Consider the following 15,582-nt stretch of genomic DNA (forward strand, 5'->3'; position numbering starts at 1 on the left):
CCGCTGACGGAGGCGTTGTCCGTTAGCGACTCTTCCAGCGCTGCTTGGGCTTTCGCGGCGCACTGTTTCGGCTGACCGCGGGCGGGTACTTGCAGCCCAGTGCAATCACGGGAGGCCACGACATGGACGCATTGACATTTCTGCGTGCAGACCACAAAAGCGTATTAGGCATGCTGGAAGTTCTTGACGGAGCACCGGAAGGCGATGGTGCGCAGTTGAGTGGCCTCGAGACGATGGTGAACAACTTGATCATCGCCGAGTCACAACACGAAGCGATCGAAGAGCAATTCTTCTGGCCCGCGGTGCGCCGAGCCCTCGATGACGGGGACGAACTGGCGAATCAGGCCATCGCACAAGAGGAAGCGGGCAAAAAGCTGCTGCAGCGCCTCGAAGAGGGCCGCCCCGGCGAACCCGGATACCACGAGGCGTTGAAGCAGTTCGTCATCGCCGGTCGTGAGCACATCAAGTTCGAGCAGGATGTCGTGTGGCCGCGGTTCGCCGCCGCTGTCGACCGGGAAGAGCTCGAGGTGATCGGCAGACGGCTGGAAACCGCGAAAAAGGTTGCGCCAACTCGTCCGCATCCGAATACACCATCGGATTCCCTCACCCAGAAGACGATGGGTATGGGTGCCGCCATGGTCGACCTGGTCCGCGATGTGGCGACCGGCCGTGAAGCCGACAACCCGCCGGACCCACAGATTCACTGAAAACCCGCACCCGAACCCTGCATCCAAACCTGCATCGGACAGCAAAGGCCTGGCGGCTCCAATATTTGGGGCCGCCAGGCCTTTTAGCTCGCGTGCAGCCTAGTTGGTGGGCATCCGCTGCTCGTGGGTGAACGGCTTCTCACTCGGAACCGCCGGCGAGCCTTCGGGATTGGATTCGGCGCCCTTGTTCTGCCGGACCGTGCTGCCGAGCCATTGCTCGGTCGGCTTCTCCACGTACTCCCATTCGATGCCCTCCGGCCACGGACCCTGCCCCTGGTTCCACGGCCCGCGCACCGATTTGCCGCCGCCAGACATGTTGAAGGCGACGTTCTGGAAGCGGTCGTCACCGGAGAGCGTGCCCGGCGGGAAGTTCACCGGCAGCTCGTTGAGGGCGGCAGTGAACTGCTGGTAGTGCGCGATCTCGCGAGTCATCAGGAATGTCAACGTGTCCTGCACTCCCGGGTCGTCGGTGAACTGCTTGAGGTACTCGTAGACGATCTTCGCCCGCGACTCGGCGGCCAGGTTGTTGCGAAGGTCCACCGTCGGGTCACCGTTGGCATCGATGAACGCGCCGGTCCAGTTGTTGCCGGCCGAGTCCTTGGCGTCCGGGCCGCCGCCGCTGAGCACCAGGAACATCGGGTTCACCGCCACCTGGTGGATGGCTTGCTCTCGACCGTCCCGGCTGGCGACCGCGGGCATCCAGTCGCAACGCTCGTTTGCCAACTTCAGGTCGTCGTTCAAACCGTCCAGCAGCATGGTGATCGTCGCGCCGACCATTTCCAGGTGACTCAATTCCTCTGTGGCGATATCCATGAAGAGGTCGTACATCTTCGGGTTCTTCTCCCGCAGCACGAAGGCCTGAATGAAGTACTGCAGGGCAGCGGTCAATTCGCCGTTGGCCCCGCCGAACTGCTCCATCAAAAGGGAAGCGAACCGGGGATCTGGCTGGCTGACGCGCACCTCGAACTGCAAATCTTTATTGTGGACAAACATTTATTACTCCCAAGGCTGTTTACACCGTGTCTTCCTCGACCCGATTCGGCCGGTTACCCGCACTGATCCAGTCCAAACGGATCTACCGCGAATTCCGGTAAGCGCTCAGCTCAGTCCGCGAGCCGTTGCCGCGAACCCGCTAGGCGCTGAACTGTTTGCGTGCCAAGCCATCTCGGCGTGCGCGCGCCATGCCCAAGTACACCGCCACTACCACCACCCAGGACAACAGGCTCAGCCACAGTTGGCTTCGGGCAGCATCGTCGAATGCCATTTGTACAAGCACGGCAACGATTCCCACAGCCGTCAGGATCGACAGCACCGGGAACCACCACATCTTGACTTGCAGGTTCTCGGCGGGTGTCCGTCGTCGCAGCACGATCTGGGAGAGCGCGATCAACAGGTAGACAAACAGAATCACCGCTCCGGATGAGTTGAGCAGGAACAAGAAAACCTTGTCGGGAGACAGCCAGGACATCAACACGCACAGAAAGCCCACCACCGACGAGAACACTATGGCGACGGCAGGCACCCCGCGCCGGTTGACTTTGACCAGCCTGCCGGGTGCCTCCCCGCGGCGGGCCAGCACGAATAACATCCGCGACGAGGTGTAGAGGCCGGAGTTCAGGCACGACAGCACCGCAGTCAGCACTACCGCGTTCATGATCTGGTCCGCACCGCGCAGTCCCATATGCGTGAGCGCCTTCACGTACGGCGACGTGCCTGGTTCCATCGCGTTCCACGGCGTAATCACCACCAGCAACAGGACCGAACCGACGAAAAAGACCATGATGCGCGCCACCACCGACCTCGTCGCGCGTGCGATGGCCCGCTCCGGGTCCGGGCTCTCCGCGGCGGCGATGGTGACGACTTCTGCTCCCACCATCGAGAAGATCACCACGACCACCGCAGCGAACACCGCGCCGACGCCCGCCGGAAAGAAGCCGCCGTGCGAAGTCAGATTGGAAAAGTCCAGGCGCCGGCCCGGCCACCAGCCCAAGGCGAAGGCCGTCCCGAGACCCAGAAAAATCACGATGGCCGCGACTTTGATTCCAGCGAACCAGAATTCGAACTCACCGAAGGAAGACACCGAGAACAGGTTGGTGGCGGTCATCAACACCATCAGGCCCAGTGACAGCAGCCACAGCGGCGCGTGAAACCAGTAGTTGAGCACCTTCCCGCCCGCAACCGCCTCGAATCCGACGACGATCACCCAGAAGTACCAGTACAACCAGCCCACTGAGAAACCCGCCCAACCGCCCAATGCCGTTGCGGCGTAATCGGCAAACGAACCCGTCGCGGGGTTCGCGGCGGCCATTTCGCCCAGCATTCGCATCACCAGGACGACGAGCAGCCCGCAGATCGCGTAAGTCAGAAACGAGGCGGGACCGGTCTTGGCGATCACCACGCCCGACCCGACGAACAGTCCGGCCCCGATCACACCGCCCAAGGCGATCATGCTGAGCTGCCGTTGCGACAGATCCTGGCGCAGCTGCGAATTGCTAGCCATGGCTAACCACAACACATCTGCGCGTCGGGCACCACCGTGGCGGCGGTGTATCACGCGGTCGTCACGAGTGCCTTGCGATACGGCGTGGCAGGGGCGTCAAACACCCGTCGGCGCGGCATCATTGACGACCGTGGCCGATCTGACCCGCCGCAAGGTGCTGCGCATGGGTGTAGGCGCCAGCGCCGGGGCGGCCGGCGTGTGGGCGTTGAGTGGCCTACTGGACCCGGCCCGGCCTATGGCCGTCCCGCAGGCCCCCGCGCCGTTCGATCCCCCGACCGCGGGCAAGACCCTGCCGACCAAACTCACCGGTTCGTTCGTCTCGGCGGCACGCGGCGGCATCAAGACCAACTGGGTGATCGCCATGCCGCCAGGTCAGACCAAGATGCTGCGACCCGTGATCGCATTGCACGGCAAGGACGGCGACGCCAACATGATGCTGGACTGCGGCGTCGAGGACGCCTTGGCGCAACTGGTCAGCGAGGGCAAACCGCCTTTCGCCGTAGTGGGCGTGGACGGCGGCCCCAACAGTTACTGGCATCGGCGCTCCAACGGCGAAGACGCGGGCACCATGGTGCTCGAAGAGTTGCTGCCGATGCTGACCTCGATGGGCATGGATACCTCACGTGTGGGCTTCCTGGGTTGGTCCATGGGTGGATACGGCGCCCTGCTGCTGGGTGCCCGGCTGGGACCGGCCCGGACCGCCGGGATCTGCGCGATCAGTCCGGCGCTGTACATGTCCTACATCGGCAGCGCCCCTGGGGCGTTCGACAGTGTCGACGACTGGACCCGCAACACGGTCTTCGGGCTGCCGGTGTTGAACAACATCCCGTTACGGGTGGACTGCGGGATCGGCGACCGCTTCTTCTTCGCCAGCAGCCAATTCGTCGGCCAGCTCAAGAAGCGACCGGCGGGCAGCTTCTCTCCCGGCGGGCACGATGTGGACTTCTGGCGGGCACAGCTGCCCGCCGAGCTGGCCTGGATGGCGACCTAACTCATGACCGTTTCGCCTCGCGCCGCGGTCCGGACGCCATTTCGCCCGGACATCGAGGGGTTGCGCGCCGTCGCGGTGCTTGCCGTCGTGCTGTACCACACGGGCATCCCCGGTATCCGCGGCGGCTACATCGGCGTGGACGTCTTCTTCGTCATCTCCGGGTTCCTGATCACCGGGTTGCTGTGGCGCGAGATGTCGTCCACGAACACCGTTGCGCTGGGCCGGTTTTACGCCGCCCGCGCCCGTCGCCTGTTGCCGGCCGCTGCCACCGTCGCCGTGGTCACCGCGACCGTCGCTGCCGTCGTGTTGCCGCCGCTGCAGGCCCGCCGGGTCTTTGTCGACGGCATCGCCAGCGCGTTGTACGTCGGCAACTACCGGTTCGCCGCTCAGGGCACCGACTACATGGTGTCGGATGTGTCGCCCTCGCCGTTCCAGCACTACTGGTCCCTCGGTGTCGAAGAGCAGTTCTATCTGCTCTGGCCGGCGCTGATCATCGGCACCGCATGGCTGGCGAGGCGGATCGGAAAAAGCGCAGGCTCGGGGCCGTACGTAATTCTGCTGACGTTGGTCGGCGGTGCGTCGCTGACGGCGGCCGTGGTGTGGACGCACGTCTCGCCGCCTTGGGCCTTCTTCTCGCTGCCCACCCGCGCCTGGGAGCTTGCGGCAGGCGGTCTGGTGGCCCTCACGATCAACGAGTGGCGACGCCTGCCGCTGCTGCCCGCCACGGTCGTGGGGTGGGGCGGTCTGGCGCTGATCCTGCTGACCTGTACCCAGCTGGGTCCGCACACCCCCTACCCCGGCACCTCGGCCCTGTTGCCGGTGCTGGGCACCGCTCTGGTGATCGGCGGCGGCTGCGTCACCGGCGGCATGGGAGTCGGCCGGGTGTTGTGTCCCCCGGCAATGCGGGCAATCGGCCGGGTGTCCTACTCGTGGTACCTCTGGCACTGGCCGGTGTTGTTGCTGCTGCCGGCAATGCTGGGCGATCCCGGCGGGCTGCCGGGCCGGCTGGCAGCGACGACGGTGTCCGCCGGACTGGCGGTGATCACGATGCATGCGGTGGAGAACCCCGGTCGGTTCGCCGCAGCATTGCGCAGGTCCGCCAGGACCAGCCTGGCCGTGGCCGGCGCCGCCACCGGTGTCGCGGCGTGCGCGTGCGCGGTGTTGCTGACGGCCGTCCCCGCGCCGGTCGGCCATGGCGCCGCTGCCCCGCAGGCCCGGATCATGCCCTTGCCTCCGGCCCCCGACCCACAGGTCGGCCCCCGGGAGGCCGCCGTTCGACAGGCGTTCGCCCAAGTCCGCGAGGCGCTCGCCGCCGCTGTGGGCCAACGGGCCGTCCCCTCCAACCTGAACCCCTCGCTGGCCGCAGCCCCGGGCGACAAAGCCCCCGTGTTCGTGAACGGCTGCATGCGTTCGTGGCGTGACGTGGGCCAAAGCGAATGCGCTAACGGCGACGTCGCATCACCCACCACGGTGACGCTGATCGGCGACTCCCACGCGGCAATGTGGGACCCCGCGTTGCAGCAGGTCGCCGAGCAGCGGCACTGGCGGCTGGAGACGCTGGCCAAAGTGACCTGCCCGCTGCTCGACCTGCCCATCGTCAGCCCATATCTGGGCCGTAAGTACAGCGAGTGTGAGCAGTGGCGGGCTGAGATCGTGAGCCGCCTGCAAGCCGAACGACCGCACCTGGTTGTGCTCAGCATGAGCCGCCGCTATCACGCCGACTTCAGCTTCGCCTCCTACGATCCGGCCTGGATCGAGGCCGTCGCCCACGTGGTGGCCCAACTGCGCGGCATGGGCTCGAAGGTCTTGCTGCTGGGACCGGTGGCAGATCCGCAGGCATCGGCGCCGACGTGCCTGTCCGCCCACCTGGACGACTCCGGAGCCTGTGCTCCTGAGCGGTCGGTTGCGGTCAACGGCGATGGTATCGCCGCTGAGCAGCGGGCGACGAGCGCGGCCGGCGGCTCCTACGCGGACCTGACCGACCTGTTCTGCACCGCGCAGCGGTGCCCAGTGATCGTCGGCAACACCCTGGTGTTCCGCGACGACAACCACCTCACGACCGAGTACGCACAGCTGCTGGCGCCCGTTATCGGGGCGTTAGCCGACCGTGCCCTTTCCGACGAATGACGAAGACTCGCCGATGAACTTATTCCCGAATGAACCGCGTCAGGCAGACGAACGTGGTACGAATGAAAGGGTTTTGGAGGTTTTGAAATGAGTCCAATGCTGTTGGTCCTGCTTACGGCAGCCGCACCAGTCGGCGGGCTTGGCTTACTGCAATTGCAGGCGCGCCTCGAGCGGTGGGACTACGAACGGCACGCCGAAGACTGAGCCGCCCGGCCCCGCGACGCGAGATACGTTGCGCGCCAGTGGCTTTCGGCATTAGCCGCGCCAAATACGCAGTACCGTAACCTCACTTCGACAATTGCCATCGGATCAGCGGGACGATCTTGTCGGCCAAATACGCATGCCCCGCGTCATTGGGGTGGACCCCGTCCGGACCGATCAGCTCAGGGCGGTCGACGAGCCAGCGGTCCCCAATCGGGTCCACGAACGCTGCGTCCGCCGCCCACGCCGCGCCGGCGAGCACGTCGCGAATCACCAACACCGGCACCGGCACATCGGTGGTCGGCCACGGTGGACCGATCACCAGGAACATCGCGGACGGCGCACGTTGACGCGCAAGAACAAAGGTCGCGTGGACCCGTTGGGCCAATAACACCGGATCGATGCCCTGGTCGTTGCGGGAACCGAAGAACACCACCAGATTGTCGTCGGCTTTGACTGCGCGATCGGTCAGATCCTGAAAGATGCTGCCATGGTCACCGACCGCCCCATATCCGGCTCGGCCCTCGGCTGCGACGTCGTCGGCAATGCGCAGCCCGGGCGCGGCGAGCGTCCGCCAGGCGCGGGCGGTCCACGACTTCGCGCCCAGGCCACCGAGGTTGGTGCCGGTCGTGTAGGAGTCGCCGACCACCGCGATGTGTTTGAGCCGAAAGTCCAGTGTCAGCGCACGGCTGGGCCGCACCAGCACCGGATCGGTGATGTAGGGCGCAACTGCTGCCATCAACGCGAACAAGCTGATGGCGAACCGAACTAACCGAGTCATCGGGGACCTTCACCGCGGAGGACGTAATGGCTAACCCAAATCGTACGAGGAACCGACGGTGATGGCGGGCATCTGCGCACTCGCCACGCCCAGAACGTGAGCCGTCACACACACCCTGGCGGGGGTCCGCGGGCCCAGCAAACCGCACGCTGCCCCGGTGCCGCCTTAGCTGCGTGTGCGCTGGTCGCTGCCGGTTATCGCGCCGGGCGACCATGACCTGCGGCTCGGTGATCACCGGGGTGCGACGACCCTGGTATCGAATTGCATCACGTGGCCGCAGGACGAACCGGCCCCCGCCGCAGCCGAGCTCGCACAGCCGCCGCGGCTAACAACGACCGGCCTAATCTCGTTGCTCGTCGGTGAATGGGTATGACTAGGTCATGGCCAGCAGCACCGATCGTGAATCGTTCATCGTCGACTGCCTCGTGGGAGCGTTCGACGAGCTGATGAAAGCCGACCCGGACGCGTTTCGCACCAAGTTCCGCAAGATGGCCGCAGACCCGTTCGCCTTCGACCGCGGGAGCGCGTGCCTCTTCTACGCGGACATGGCCGAACGGGACGATCGCTGGGCCGACGAACGCACCGGGCGGGTATGGATCCAGGGCGACCTGCATACGGAGAACTTCGGCACCTACATGGACGGCTCGGGAGTGCTGATCTTCGATGTCAACGACTTCGACGAGGCCTACATCGGCCATTTCACTTGGGATTTACAACGATTCGCCGCCAGTGTCGCGTTGATGTGCTGGCAGAAGGCGCTTTCCGATCACGAGATCGCGCGCCTGATCGAGACATTCGTTCGCTCCTACGTCGACCAGGTGCACTGGTTCGTCGACGAGCAGGACGACTCATCCTTCTCGCTGAATCTGCAGACCGCGCGAGGTGCGGTGCTGGCGGCGCTTCAGTCCGCGCGGCTGTCAACCCGGGCCGAGATGCTGGACAGGATGACGTGGGTGGACCAGTGGGACCGAAAGTTCCGCGACGCGCCCGGAGTCCGGCGGCTCGACGACGCCGAACGCGACAAGGTGGTCGACGCTTTCGAGCGGTACCTAGAGACGATTCCGAAGGCCAAGCGCCGCCGCGAGGTCACCTACGACGTCAAGGATGTGGTCGGCAAGACGGGATTCGGCATCGGCAGCGCGGGCCTACCCAACTACACGATCCTCATTGAGGGCTTCAACCAGGCACTCGACAACGACATCGTGCTGTCGATGAAACAGGGCAACATAGCCGCGCCGAGCCGGGTGATCAGCGATCAGAAGGTGCGGGATTACTTCAAGCACCACGGGCACCGAACCGCGATCTCGCAGCGGGCGCTGCAAGCCCACGCCGACCAGCTGCTGGGTTACACCGAACTCGACGGGACCGGCTTCGTCGTCAACGAATTGTCACCGTACGAATCCGATTTGGAATGGGACGAACTGACCGAGCCCGACGAACTCGCCGAGGTCATCGAGCAGCTGGGACAGGCGGTGGCCAAGGTGCATTGCGTCGGCGACGCCGACAGCGACCAGTCGTTGGTCGATTTCCAGACCGAGGACGCCATCGTGGCGGTCATCGGCGACCGCCTAGACGACTTCGTCGCCGACATGGTGTCGTTCGGACTCGAGTACGCCGCGACCGTGCGCGATGACCACCGGCATTTCGTCGAGGCATTCCGGGAAGGCCGCATCCCCGGGGTCAGCGCCACCTGAAGCCGGCTGACGTTCAGCGCTCGACCCAGGGCACCTGCGCGCGATCGTCAGCTGGCCGCGGCGCGGGGCGAAATGTCTTCTCGCACACCGTCAATGGGATGCAACTTGGCGGTCGGCGAATCACCGGCCAGCGTGCCCGCGGGCGCGGGCCGAGCGCCAACCATCCGGCGCATCCACCGTCGCGCCGGCTCCTCGACAAAGCGATACAACAGGCTCGAGAGCAGCAGGGCGATCACCAGCAAAGCGATCACGTTCCACTTCCACGGGTTGTCTTGCGGCGTGAGCTCGAACTGCAGCACCGCCCATCCCCACACGGTGTGCACCAGCTCGTGAACCATGTACAGGCAGAACGAGATTTCTCCGCCGTACACCATCAGTCGGGTCGACAGGACTCGCGGCAGACTGCCCAGACCGACTGCCAGGGTGATCACCAACGGGACGAACAGCACGTCCACCACTCCGCCGCTGTCCACCACGCCGGTGATCGGGTGCGCGTCGAACCAATAGAGGATCGCCACAATCGCGACGACCAACAGCAGCGACAGATATCCGGCCAGCTGCCGGGCGCGATCGCTCAGCCGCAACCGGCGCACCGCGGCACACGCCAACGCGCCCGCCACGAACTGGGTGGCGATCCGCGGCAGCCAGCTCCACGGCGTGTAGAACTGACCGCTGGCCAGCAGCAGCACCACCGGCGGCAGACAGGCCGCGAAGGCCAGAATCATCAAATTGCGCGCCCTCGTCGTGCGTTCCATGCGCAGGATCACCAGCACGATGAAGCCGAAGAGCAGATAAGCCAGCCATTCCGCACTGATCGACCAGGCCGGACCATCCCAACTGGTCCCGTCGAAGAACGGCTCGAACCATAACTGCACCAACAGGACCTGCCGCACATAGCTGACTGCGGTCAGATCCCTGACTTCCGGCAACGGCACATGCCCGACGTGCAAGCTCAGGATCACCAGCAACGCGGCCAGATGCATCGTGACCAGGTACACCGGCCACACCCGGGCCAGCCGTAGCCACAGGAAGTGCAGCGTGGCCCGAGTCGACCACGCGCCACCCATCCGGTCGAGGTAATTCCAGGTCAACACGAAGCCGCTGAGGATGAAGAACAGGTCGACGCCCTGGGCGCCGCAGTTGAGCACCGGCGCGAGGTTGTCCCGGAAATCGGGCGACACGTCAGCCAGCATCGGCCGGAAGTGGAACAACACCACCCACAGTGAGGCGACGATCCGGAGCCCCGTCAGGGCCTTGATCTCGCCCCTGATCTTGCCCCTGATCTCATCCGTGGGCGCTGCGCTGGGCACGAATTCTTTCCGCCTGGAGTCTGCTGTGTGGTCCGACTAACGCGGCTGACCGGGGCGATCTCGCCATGTCACCCGCCCCCACGGGCAACCGGCAGCCAGAGCAGCCTAACAGTCCAAGCCCGATGGCCCACCAAGCTCGCCCGGTCGGCTTCCTTAGCAAAGAGTTAGGCGTGACTGTCGGTCCCCTTAAGTTCAGCGGGCACTTTATAGGCAGGGCTTGGTCGGCGTGCCAGGGGAATGGGGCGATTCATGACTACCGCAATGACGAAGACGACCGCGACGACGAAGACGACCGCGACGACGAAACTCGTGGCGGGGCCGCGTACTGGCGCGGTGGACTGTGCCGGCGCAGAGGTCCGGGCGCATTACCGGCACCGGGCGACGGTCGTGACCATCCGCGGCGAGATCGATGCCGTCAACGTCGATCAGATCAGCGAGCGGGTGCGGCACTTCGTCCTCGGCGACACCCCCGTGGTGCTCGACCTCAGCGCGGTGACGCACTTTTCGTCAGCTGGGATCGGCCTGCTGTGCGTGCTGGACGAGGAGTGCCGCGGGGCAGATGTGGCGTGGATGATCGTGGTCAGCCCGGTCGTCAGCACCCTGCTGGGTGAACCCGACGAAGCCGCGTTCCCGGTGACCACCTCGGTCCACGAAGCGCTGCGCAATCTCGCCGACGCCGTCGCCTGGCGCCGCCAGCTGGTCCTGCCGCTGGTCAAGAAGTCGGCTTAACGCTCCCAGAACGTCGCATCCTGGCCACGGCCACGACCGCGAAGATTCCGGCAACCGTTGCCAACGACAGCGTCAACACCAACTGCTGCGGGTCGTAGATAACCGACGTCGTAGGCGGCTGCCCTTCGGCCACCGGCGCCACCTGGATCACCGATCGGGTGGCGGCCCAGCTGAGGACGGTCGCGACCAACGCGGCGACAGCCACGATCAGTTCGAGGCCCGCGCGAACACCGCGGTTCACAGCACCGACTCGTTGTCGTCACCATCGAACGCCCCAGCCTCGTCGGAGACCTCGGGGACGAAGGGTCCCATCCGCTCCTCGATGAGCAGGGTCAGCGCGTCCCGAAGGTGACGGTGACGGCGCGCCCACGCCTGAGCCATGCGCCCCCCGGTCAGCTTCAGACCGATGCCGTACCGTCCCCGTGGCACCCCGACCAGTTCACCCAGCGCCCGTGCCGACTGCCACCTGGCCAGCGGCTTGCCGGACTTCACCGAATTCTCGGCTTCAGGGAAAACTTTGACGATCTCGGAGACCAGGATCGTCTCGGTGCCCTGACGCAAGGCGTCCTCGGTCAATTCCACTGAGGTGTGGATGCGCGCCGCCTTGACCTGCAACGCGACGAATGCCGACACCAGGACCAGAAAAATCATCGGCACCAGCAACGAAATCCCGACATGGTTGGTCCACTGGATATAGATCAGCGACGCCGCCGACAACGGACCCGCAAGTACCCAGTACCAACTGGCACCGACCTCACGGAACAGCGGCTTGGGGTCGGACTCTCCCACTGTTGTCATGTCAGCCTCCTCACCCCAGCCAACTCGCCGCCTCGGCGGCCCAATAGGTGAGCACCATGTCGGCCCCCGCCCGCCGGATGCTGGTCAACGACTCCAGCGCGGCCGCACGTTCGTCGATCCAACCGTTGGCCGCCGCCGCACAGATCATCGCGTACTCCCCCGACACCTGATACGCCGCCACCGGTACCGGGGAGATCGCCGCCGCTGCGGCAACCACATCCAGGTAACCCAGCGCGGGTTTGACCATCACGATGTCGGCACCCTCGTCGAGGTCCAAGGTGACCTCGCGCAGGGCTTCCCGGGCGTTGCCCGGCTCTTGCTGATAGGTGCGCCGGTCCCCGGACAGGCTGGACGCGACCGCTTCGCGGAACGGGCCATAGAACGCCGAGGCGAATTTGGCGGCGTAGGCGAGGATCGCCACGTCGGAGTAACCCGCCGCGTCCAGACCGTCCCGGATGGCGGCCACCTGGCCGTCCATCATGCCGCTCGGGCCCACCGCGTGCGCACCCGATTCCGCTTGCGCCACAGCTAATTTCACGTAACGAGTCAACGTGGCGTCGTTGTCGACGCGGCCCCGCTCGTCCAATACGCCGCAATGGCCATGGTCGGTGAACTCGTCCAGGCAGGTGTCGGCCATCAACACGGTGGCGTCCCCGAGGTCCTTAGCCAGTTCGCGCAGCGCGCGGTTGAGGATGCCGTCGGGATCGGTACCTGCCGAGCCGAGGGCGTCCTTGTCCGCACCCCGCGGTACCCCGAACAGCATCAGCCCGCCCACGCCGGCGGCCACCGCATCCGCGGCGGCGCTGCGCAACGAATCGCAGGTGTGCTGCACCACACCAGGCATGGACGTGATGGCCCGCGGCTCGTCGATACCGTCGGCGACGAACATCGGCAGCACCAGATGCCTTGGCTCCACGGAGGTTTGCGCCACCAACCGGCGGATCGCCGGGGTGGACCGAAGCCGGCGCGGACGCTGCCGCGGGTACGCCACGTTGTCTCCTAGCCGCGTGCGTTGACTCTGCGTTGGGGGCGCAAACTACTCGCACTTGCGCGCCGTGAACGCAGAGTCAGTCGCAGCGTCGGCGCATGACGAGTCATCGCCTGCGGCTCTTCTTACGTGGCGGGGGCAGCGCACCTTCGGCGCGCAACCGGGCGGCGTGTTCGGCCAAGGCGTCGACCAGGGGGCCGACCGCGGCGGTCTCGGGCTGAACATCCACCCGTAAGCCGAACTCGGCGGCGGTCTCGGCGGTCTTCGGCCCGATGCAGGCGATGATGGTCCGCGCGTGCGGCTTTCCGGCAATGCCGACCAGATTGCGCACGGTGGAGCTGGAGGTGAAGCACACCGCGTCGAAACCACCGGTCTTGATCATTTCGCGGGTCGTCGCCGGCGGCGGGGCGGCCCGCACCGTGCGGTAGGCAGTCACGTCCTCGATCTCCCAGCCGCGCTCACGCAACCCTTCAGCCAGCGTCTCGGTGGCGATGTCTGCGCGGGGCAACAGCACCCGGTTGACCGGGTCGAAAATGCTGTCATAGGGCGGGAATTCGTCCAGCAACCCCATCGAGGACTGCTCACCGGAAGGCACCAGCTCGGGGCTGATCCCGAAGGCACGCACCCGGTCCGCCGTCGACTCTCCGACGCAGGCGATCTTCACGCCGGAGAACGCCCGGGCATCCAGCCCGAACTCGCCGAACTTCTCCCACACTGCGCGCACGGCGTTGGTCGAAGTGAACACCACCCACTGGAACCGGCCGTCCACCAGACCCTTGACGGCACGTTCCATCTGGGCCGGGCTGCGCGGCGGCTCCACCGCGATGGTCGGCACCTCGATCGGCAGCGCGCCGTAGGAGGTCAGCCGCTCGCTCATCTCACCGGCCTGGTCCTTGGTGCGCGGCACCAGCACGGTCCAGCCGTACAGCGCCCGGCTCTCCCACCAGTTCAGCTTCGCGCGACTGGTCACCGTCTTGCCGATGGTCACGACCAGCGGCCCGGTCAGCGGACCCGCAGGGTCGGCGCCGCCACCCAGGACGGCCGGGTCGGTCAGCCCCTGCAACGTGGTCTCCACCGAACGCTGCTGGCAGGTGGTGCCCTGAGCGGTTACTACGCACGGTGTGGTGTCGGCCAGCTCGTGCTCGATCAGCGCGCGGGCGGCATCCGTCAGATGCGATGCCGTGGCCTGCAGGATCAGCGGGCCGGGAGCCGCGGCCAATGCGTCCCAATCGACATGTGGGTCACGCACGTCGGCCACCGTGTGCGACGAACCCAACGGCAAACCGGCGTAGGTGGGCACCGCGCTGGTGGGTGCCAGGCCGGGCACGATCTCGACGTGCAGGTGGGCACGGGCCACCGCGTTCACCTCGGTGATCACCGCGTCCACCGACAGCGGGTCACCGGCCACCAGCCGCACCACGTCGACGCCCAGGCGGGCCTCGTGCGTCAGCGTCTTGGCGACCTCGGCGGGATCACCCAGCGCCGGACGGATGTCCGGACCGCTGGCCACCACCGCCGGGGCCGGAGCCGCACTGCTCGCGGAGGTTCCGGACGTGGCGTCGGAGCTTCCCGGCGCCGGCTCGGCGGGCGCCGGCCCGGACACCGGTGGCAAGTCCTTGCCGATCAGCGCCAGCACCGGCTCCGGTACGTCAGGGTCAGTGAACACCAAGGCTGCATTCGCCAGCACCGTGGCGGCCCGTGTGGTCAGCAGACCGGGGTCGCCAGGACCCGAACCCACGAAAGTGATGCGGCCCGGTGTCGGCTTGCGCCCTCGCGTCATCGTTGTCGCTCCCAAGTCTGTAGTTAATTCCCTCGCGCGGGGTCTTCCCGCGCTCCCCTCATCAATTCACGAGCGCCCAGCTCGAACAGCTCGCCGGCTACCGAGAGGCCAAGCCTCCGTGGCTGATCGGCAGCGCCGATGCCGGAAGCTCGGATCACGTCGGACCCGTCGAGTGCCGCCACGCAGCCGCGCAGCGACAGCTCCTCGAAAACCCGCCCCTCCTCATCGATGGACTCGACCACTTCTGCGATCGCGCCCACCGGTGCCGAGCAACCAGCTTCCAGTTCGGCGAGCAGAGTTCGTTCCGCGGTGACCGCTGCGCGAGTGTCGGCGTGGTCCAACTCCGCCAGCACCGCCGCCAACCCGCTGTCACCGGCACGGCACTCGACAGCCAGAGCACCCTGAGCGGGCGCTGGCAACATCTGCACCGGCTCGAGCGTCTCGGTGACGTCGCCGAGCCGGCCCAGTCGGGCCAGTCCGGCCCGGGCCACCACGATGGCGTCAAGATCACCACTACTTACCCTGTTCAACCTGGTATCTAGGTTGCCTCGTAGGGGGCGGATTTCCAAACCGAGACCCAATGCTCTAAGCTGTGCCGCCCGCCGCGGCGACGAGGTACCCACCAGCGAACCCGCGGGCAACTCCCCGAGCACCAGTCCGTCCCGTGCCACGACCGCGTCGCGGGCGTCCTCCCGTGGCGGTATGGCTGCGATGACGAACCGCGGATCCTCGGCCGTCGGCAAATCTTTGTGCGAATGCACCGCCGCATCGACGCGTCCGTCTTCGATGGCTTCACGCAGTGCGGTGGTGAAGACTCCGACGCCCAACGTCTCGATGGGCGCCGACGACCGGTCTCCCACTGTGCTGATGGTCACCAACTCAGCGGGATGGCCTCTGGCGATCAATGCGTCCCTGACGGTCCCAGCCTGGGTGGTGGCGAGCAGGCTGCCCCGAGTGCCTATCCGGATCACGTGCG

The 15,582-nt window shown here is 66.1% G+C and carries 14 protein-coding genes; 5 read left to right on the plus strand and 9 right to left on the minus strand.

The window, feature by feature from the left end; translation table 11 throughout:
- Window positions 1–122 precede the first annotated feature (122 nt).
- Window positions 123–707, plus strand: a complete 585-nt coding sequence (locus A5636_RS23340; RefSeq protein ID WP_065161074.1) for a hemerythrin domain-containing protein — start codon at window positions 123–125, stop codon at window positions 705–707.
- Between the two features lie 99 nt (window positions 708–806).
- On the opposite strand, the gene A5636_RS23345 is transcribed toward A5636_RS23340, so the two are convergent.
- Window positions 807–1,700 (minus strand): manganese catalase family protein, encoded by an 894-nt coding sequence (locus tag A5636_RS23345; RefSeq protein ID WP_065161020.1) that lies wholly within the window; start codon window positions 1,698–1,700, stop codon window positions 807–809.
- Between the two features lie 139 nt (window positions 1,701–1,839).
- On the minus strand, window positions 1,840–3,207 hold the full coding sequence (locus tag A5636_RS23350; protein WP_065161021.1) for an amino acid permease: 1,368 nt from the start codon (window positions 3,205–3,207) through the stop codon (window positions 1,840–1,842).
- Between the two features lie 163 nt (window positions 3,208–3,370).
- On the opposite strand from A5636_RS23350, the gene A5636_RS23355 reads away from it, so the two are divergent.
- Both A5636_RS23355 and A5636_RS23360 read left to right on the plus strand, forming a co-directional pair.
- A complete protein-coding gene (locus A5636_RS23355) occupies window positions 3,371–4,198 on the plus strand; it encodes an alpha/beta hydrolase (protein ID WP_253900685.1) in 828 nt (275 codons plus the stop codon).
- A 3-nt stretch (window positions 4,199–4,201) separates the two neighbouring features.
- Entirely contained in the window at window positions 4,202–6,325 is a 2,124-nt protein-coding gene (locus tag A5636_RS23360) for an acyltransferase family protein (protein ID WP_065161023.1), read from the plus strand.
- A 286-nt stretch (window positions 6,326–6,611) separates the two neighbouring features.
- On the opposite strand, the gene A5636_RS23365 is transcribed toward A5636_RS23360, so the two are convergent.
- A complete protein-coding gene (locus tag A5636_RS23365) occupies window positions 6,612–7,307 on the minus strand; it encodes an Rv0518 family GDSL lipase (RefSeq protein ID WP_065161024.1) in 696 nt (231 codons plus the stop codon).
- A gap of 380 nt (window positions 7,308–7,687) precedes the next feature.
- On the opposite strand from A5636_RS23365, the gene A5636_RS23375 reads away from it, so the two are divergent.
- Entirely contained in the window at window positions 7,688–9,001 is a 1,314-nt protein-coding gene (locus A5636_RS23375) for a DUF2252 domain-containing protein (protein WP_065161026.1), read from the plus strand.
- A 47-nt stretch (window positions 9,002–9,048) separates the two neighbouring features.
- Here A5636_RS23375 and A5636_RS23380 read toward each other — a convergent pair whose 3' ends face one another.
- Window positions 9,049–10,284: an acyltransferase family protein gene (locus tag A5636_RS23380; protein ID WP_065161075.1), complete on the minus strand. Its 1,236-nt coding sequence runs from the start codon at window positions 10,282–10,284 to the stop codon at window positions 9,049–9,051.
- A gap of 288 nt (window positions 10,285–10,572) precedes the next feature.
- Between A5636_RS23380 and A5636_RS23385 the strand changes: the two genes are divergently transcribed.
- The gene (locus tag A5636_RS23385; protein ID WP_081287965.1) at window positions 10,573–11,040 is read left to right on the plus strand and encodes an STAS domain-containing protein; all 468 of its coding nucleotides are present in this window, start codon (window positions 10,573–10,575) and stop codon (window positions 11,038–11,040) included.
- Here A5636_RS23385 and A5636_RS23390 read toward each other — a convergent pair.
- The 5 genes from A5636_RS23390 to hemC all read right to left on the minus strand — a co-directional run bounded on the left by A5636_RS23390 (window position 11,024) and on the right by hemC (window position 15,577).
- Window positions 11,024–11,281, minus strand: a complete 258-nt coding sequence (locus tag A5636_RS23390; protein WP_065161027.1) for a hypothetical protein — start codon at window positions 11,279–11,281, stop codon at window positions 11,024–11,026. The two genes, A5636_RS23385 and A5636_RS23390, sit on opposite strands and share 17 nt — an antisense overlap.
- Window positions 11,278–11,838: a DUF3093 domain-containing protein gene (locus A5636_RS23395; RefSeq protein ID WP_065161028.1), complete on the minus strand. Its 561-nt coding sequence runs from the start codon at window positions 11,836–11,838 to the stop codon at window positions 11,278–11,280. The genes A5636_RS23390 and A5636_RS23395 overlap by 4 nt, the downstream gene beginning before the upstream one ends.
- Window positions 11,839–11,848: 10 nt before the next feature.
- Window positions 11,849–12,829, minus strand: a complete 981-nt coding sequence (gene hemB, locus A5636_RS23400) for a porphobilinogen synthase (RefSeq protein WP_065161029.1) — start codon at window positions 12,827–12,829, stop codon at window positions 11,849–11,851.
- 103 nt (window positions 12,830–12,932) lie between these two features.
- Window positions 12,933–14,606, minus strand: coding sequence for a uroporphyrinogen-III synthase (locus tag A5636_RS23405; protein ID WP_065161030.1), 1,674 nt, complete (start codon window positions 14,604–14,606; stop codon window positions 12,933–12,935).
- 23 nt (window positions 14,607–14,629) lie between these two features.
- Complete coding sequence (gene hemC, locus A5636_RS23410) at window positions 14,630–15,577, minus strand: hydroxymethylbilane synthase (protein WP_065161031.1); 948 nt, start codon at window positions 15,575–15,577, stop codon at window positions 14,630–14,632.
- Window positions 15,578–15,582: the final 5 nt, after the last annotated feature.

Origin of the sequence: Mycobacterium asiaticum, assembly GCF_001673315.1 — a bacterium.
Lineage (GTDB): Bacteria > Actinomycetota > Actinomycetes > Mycobacteriales > Mycobacteriaceae > Mycobacterium > Mycobacterium asiaticum_B.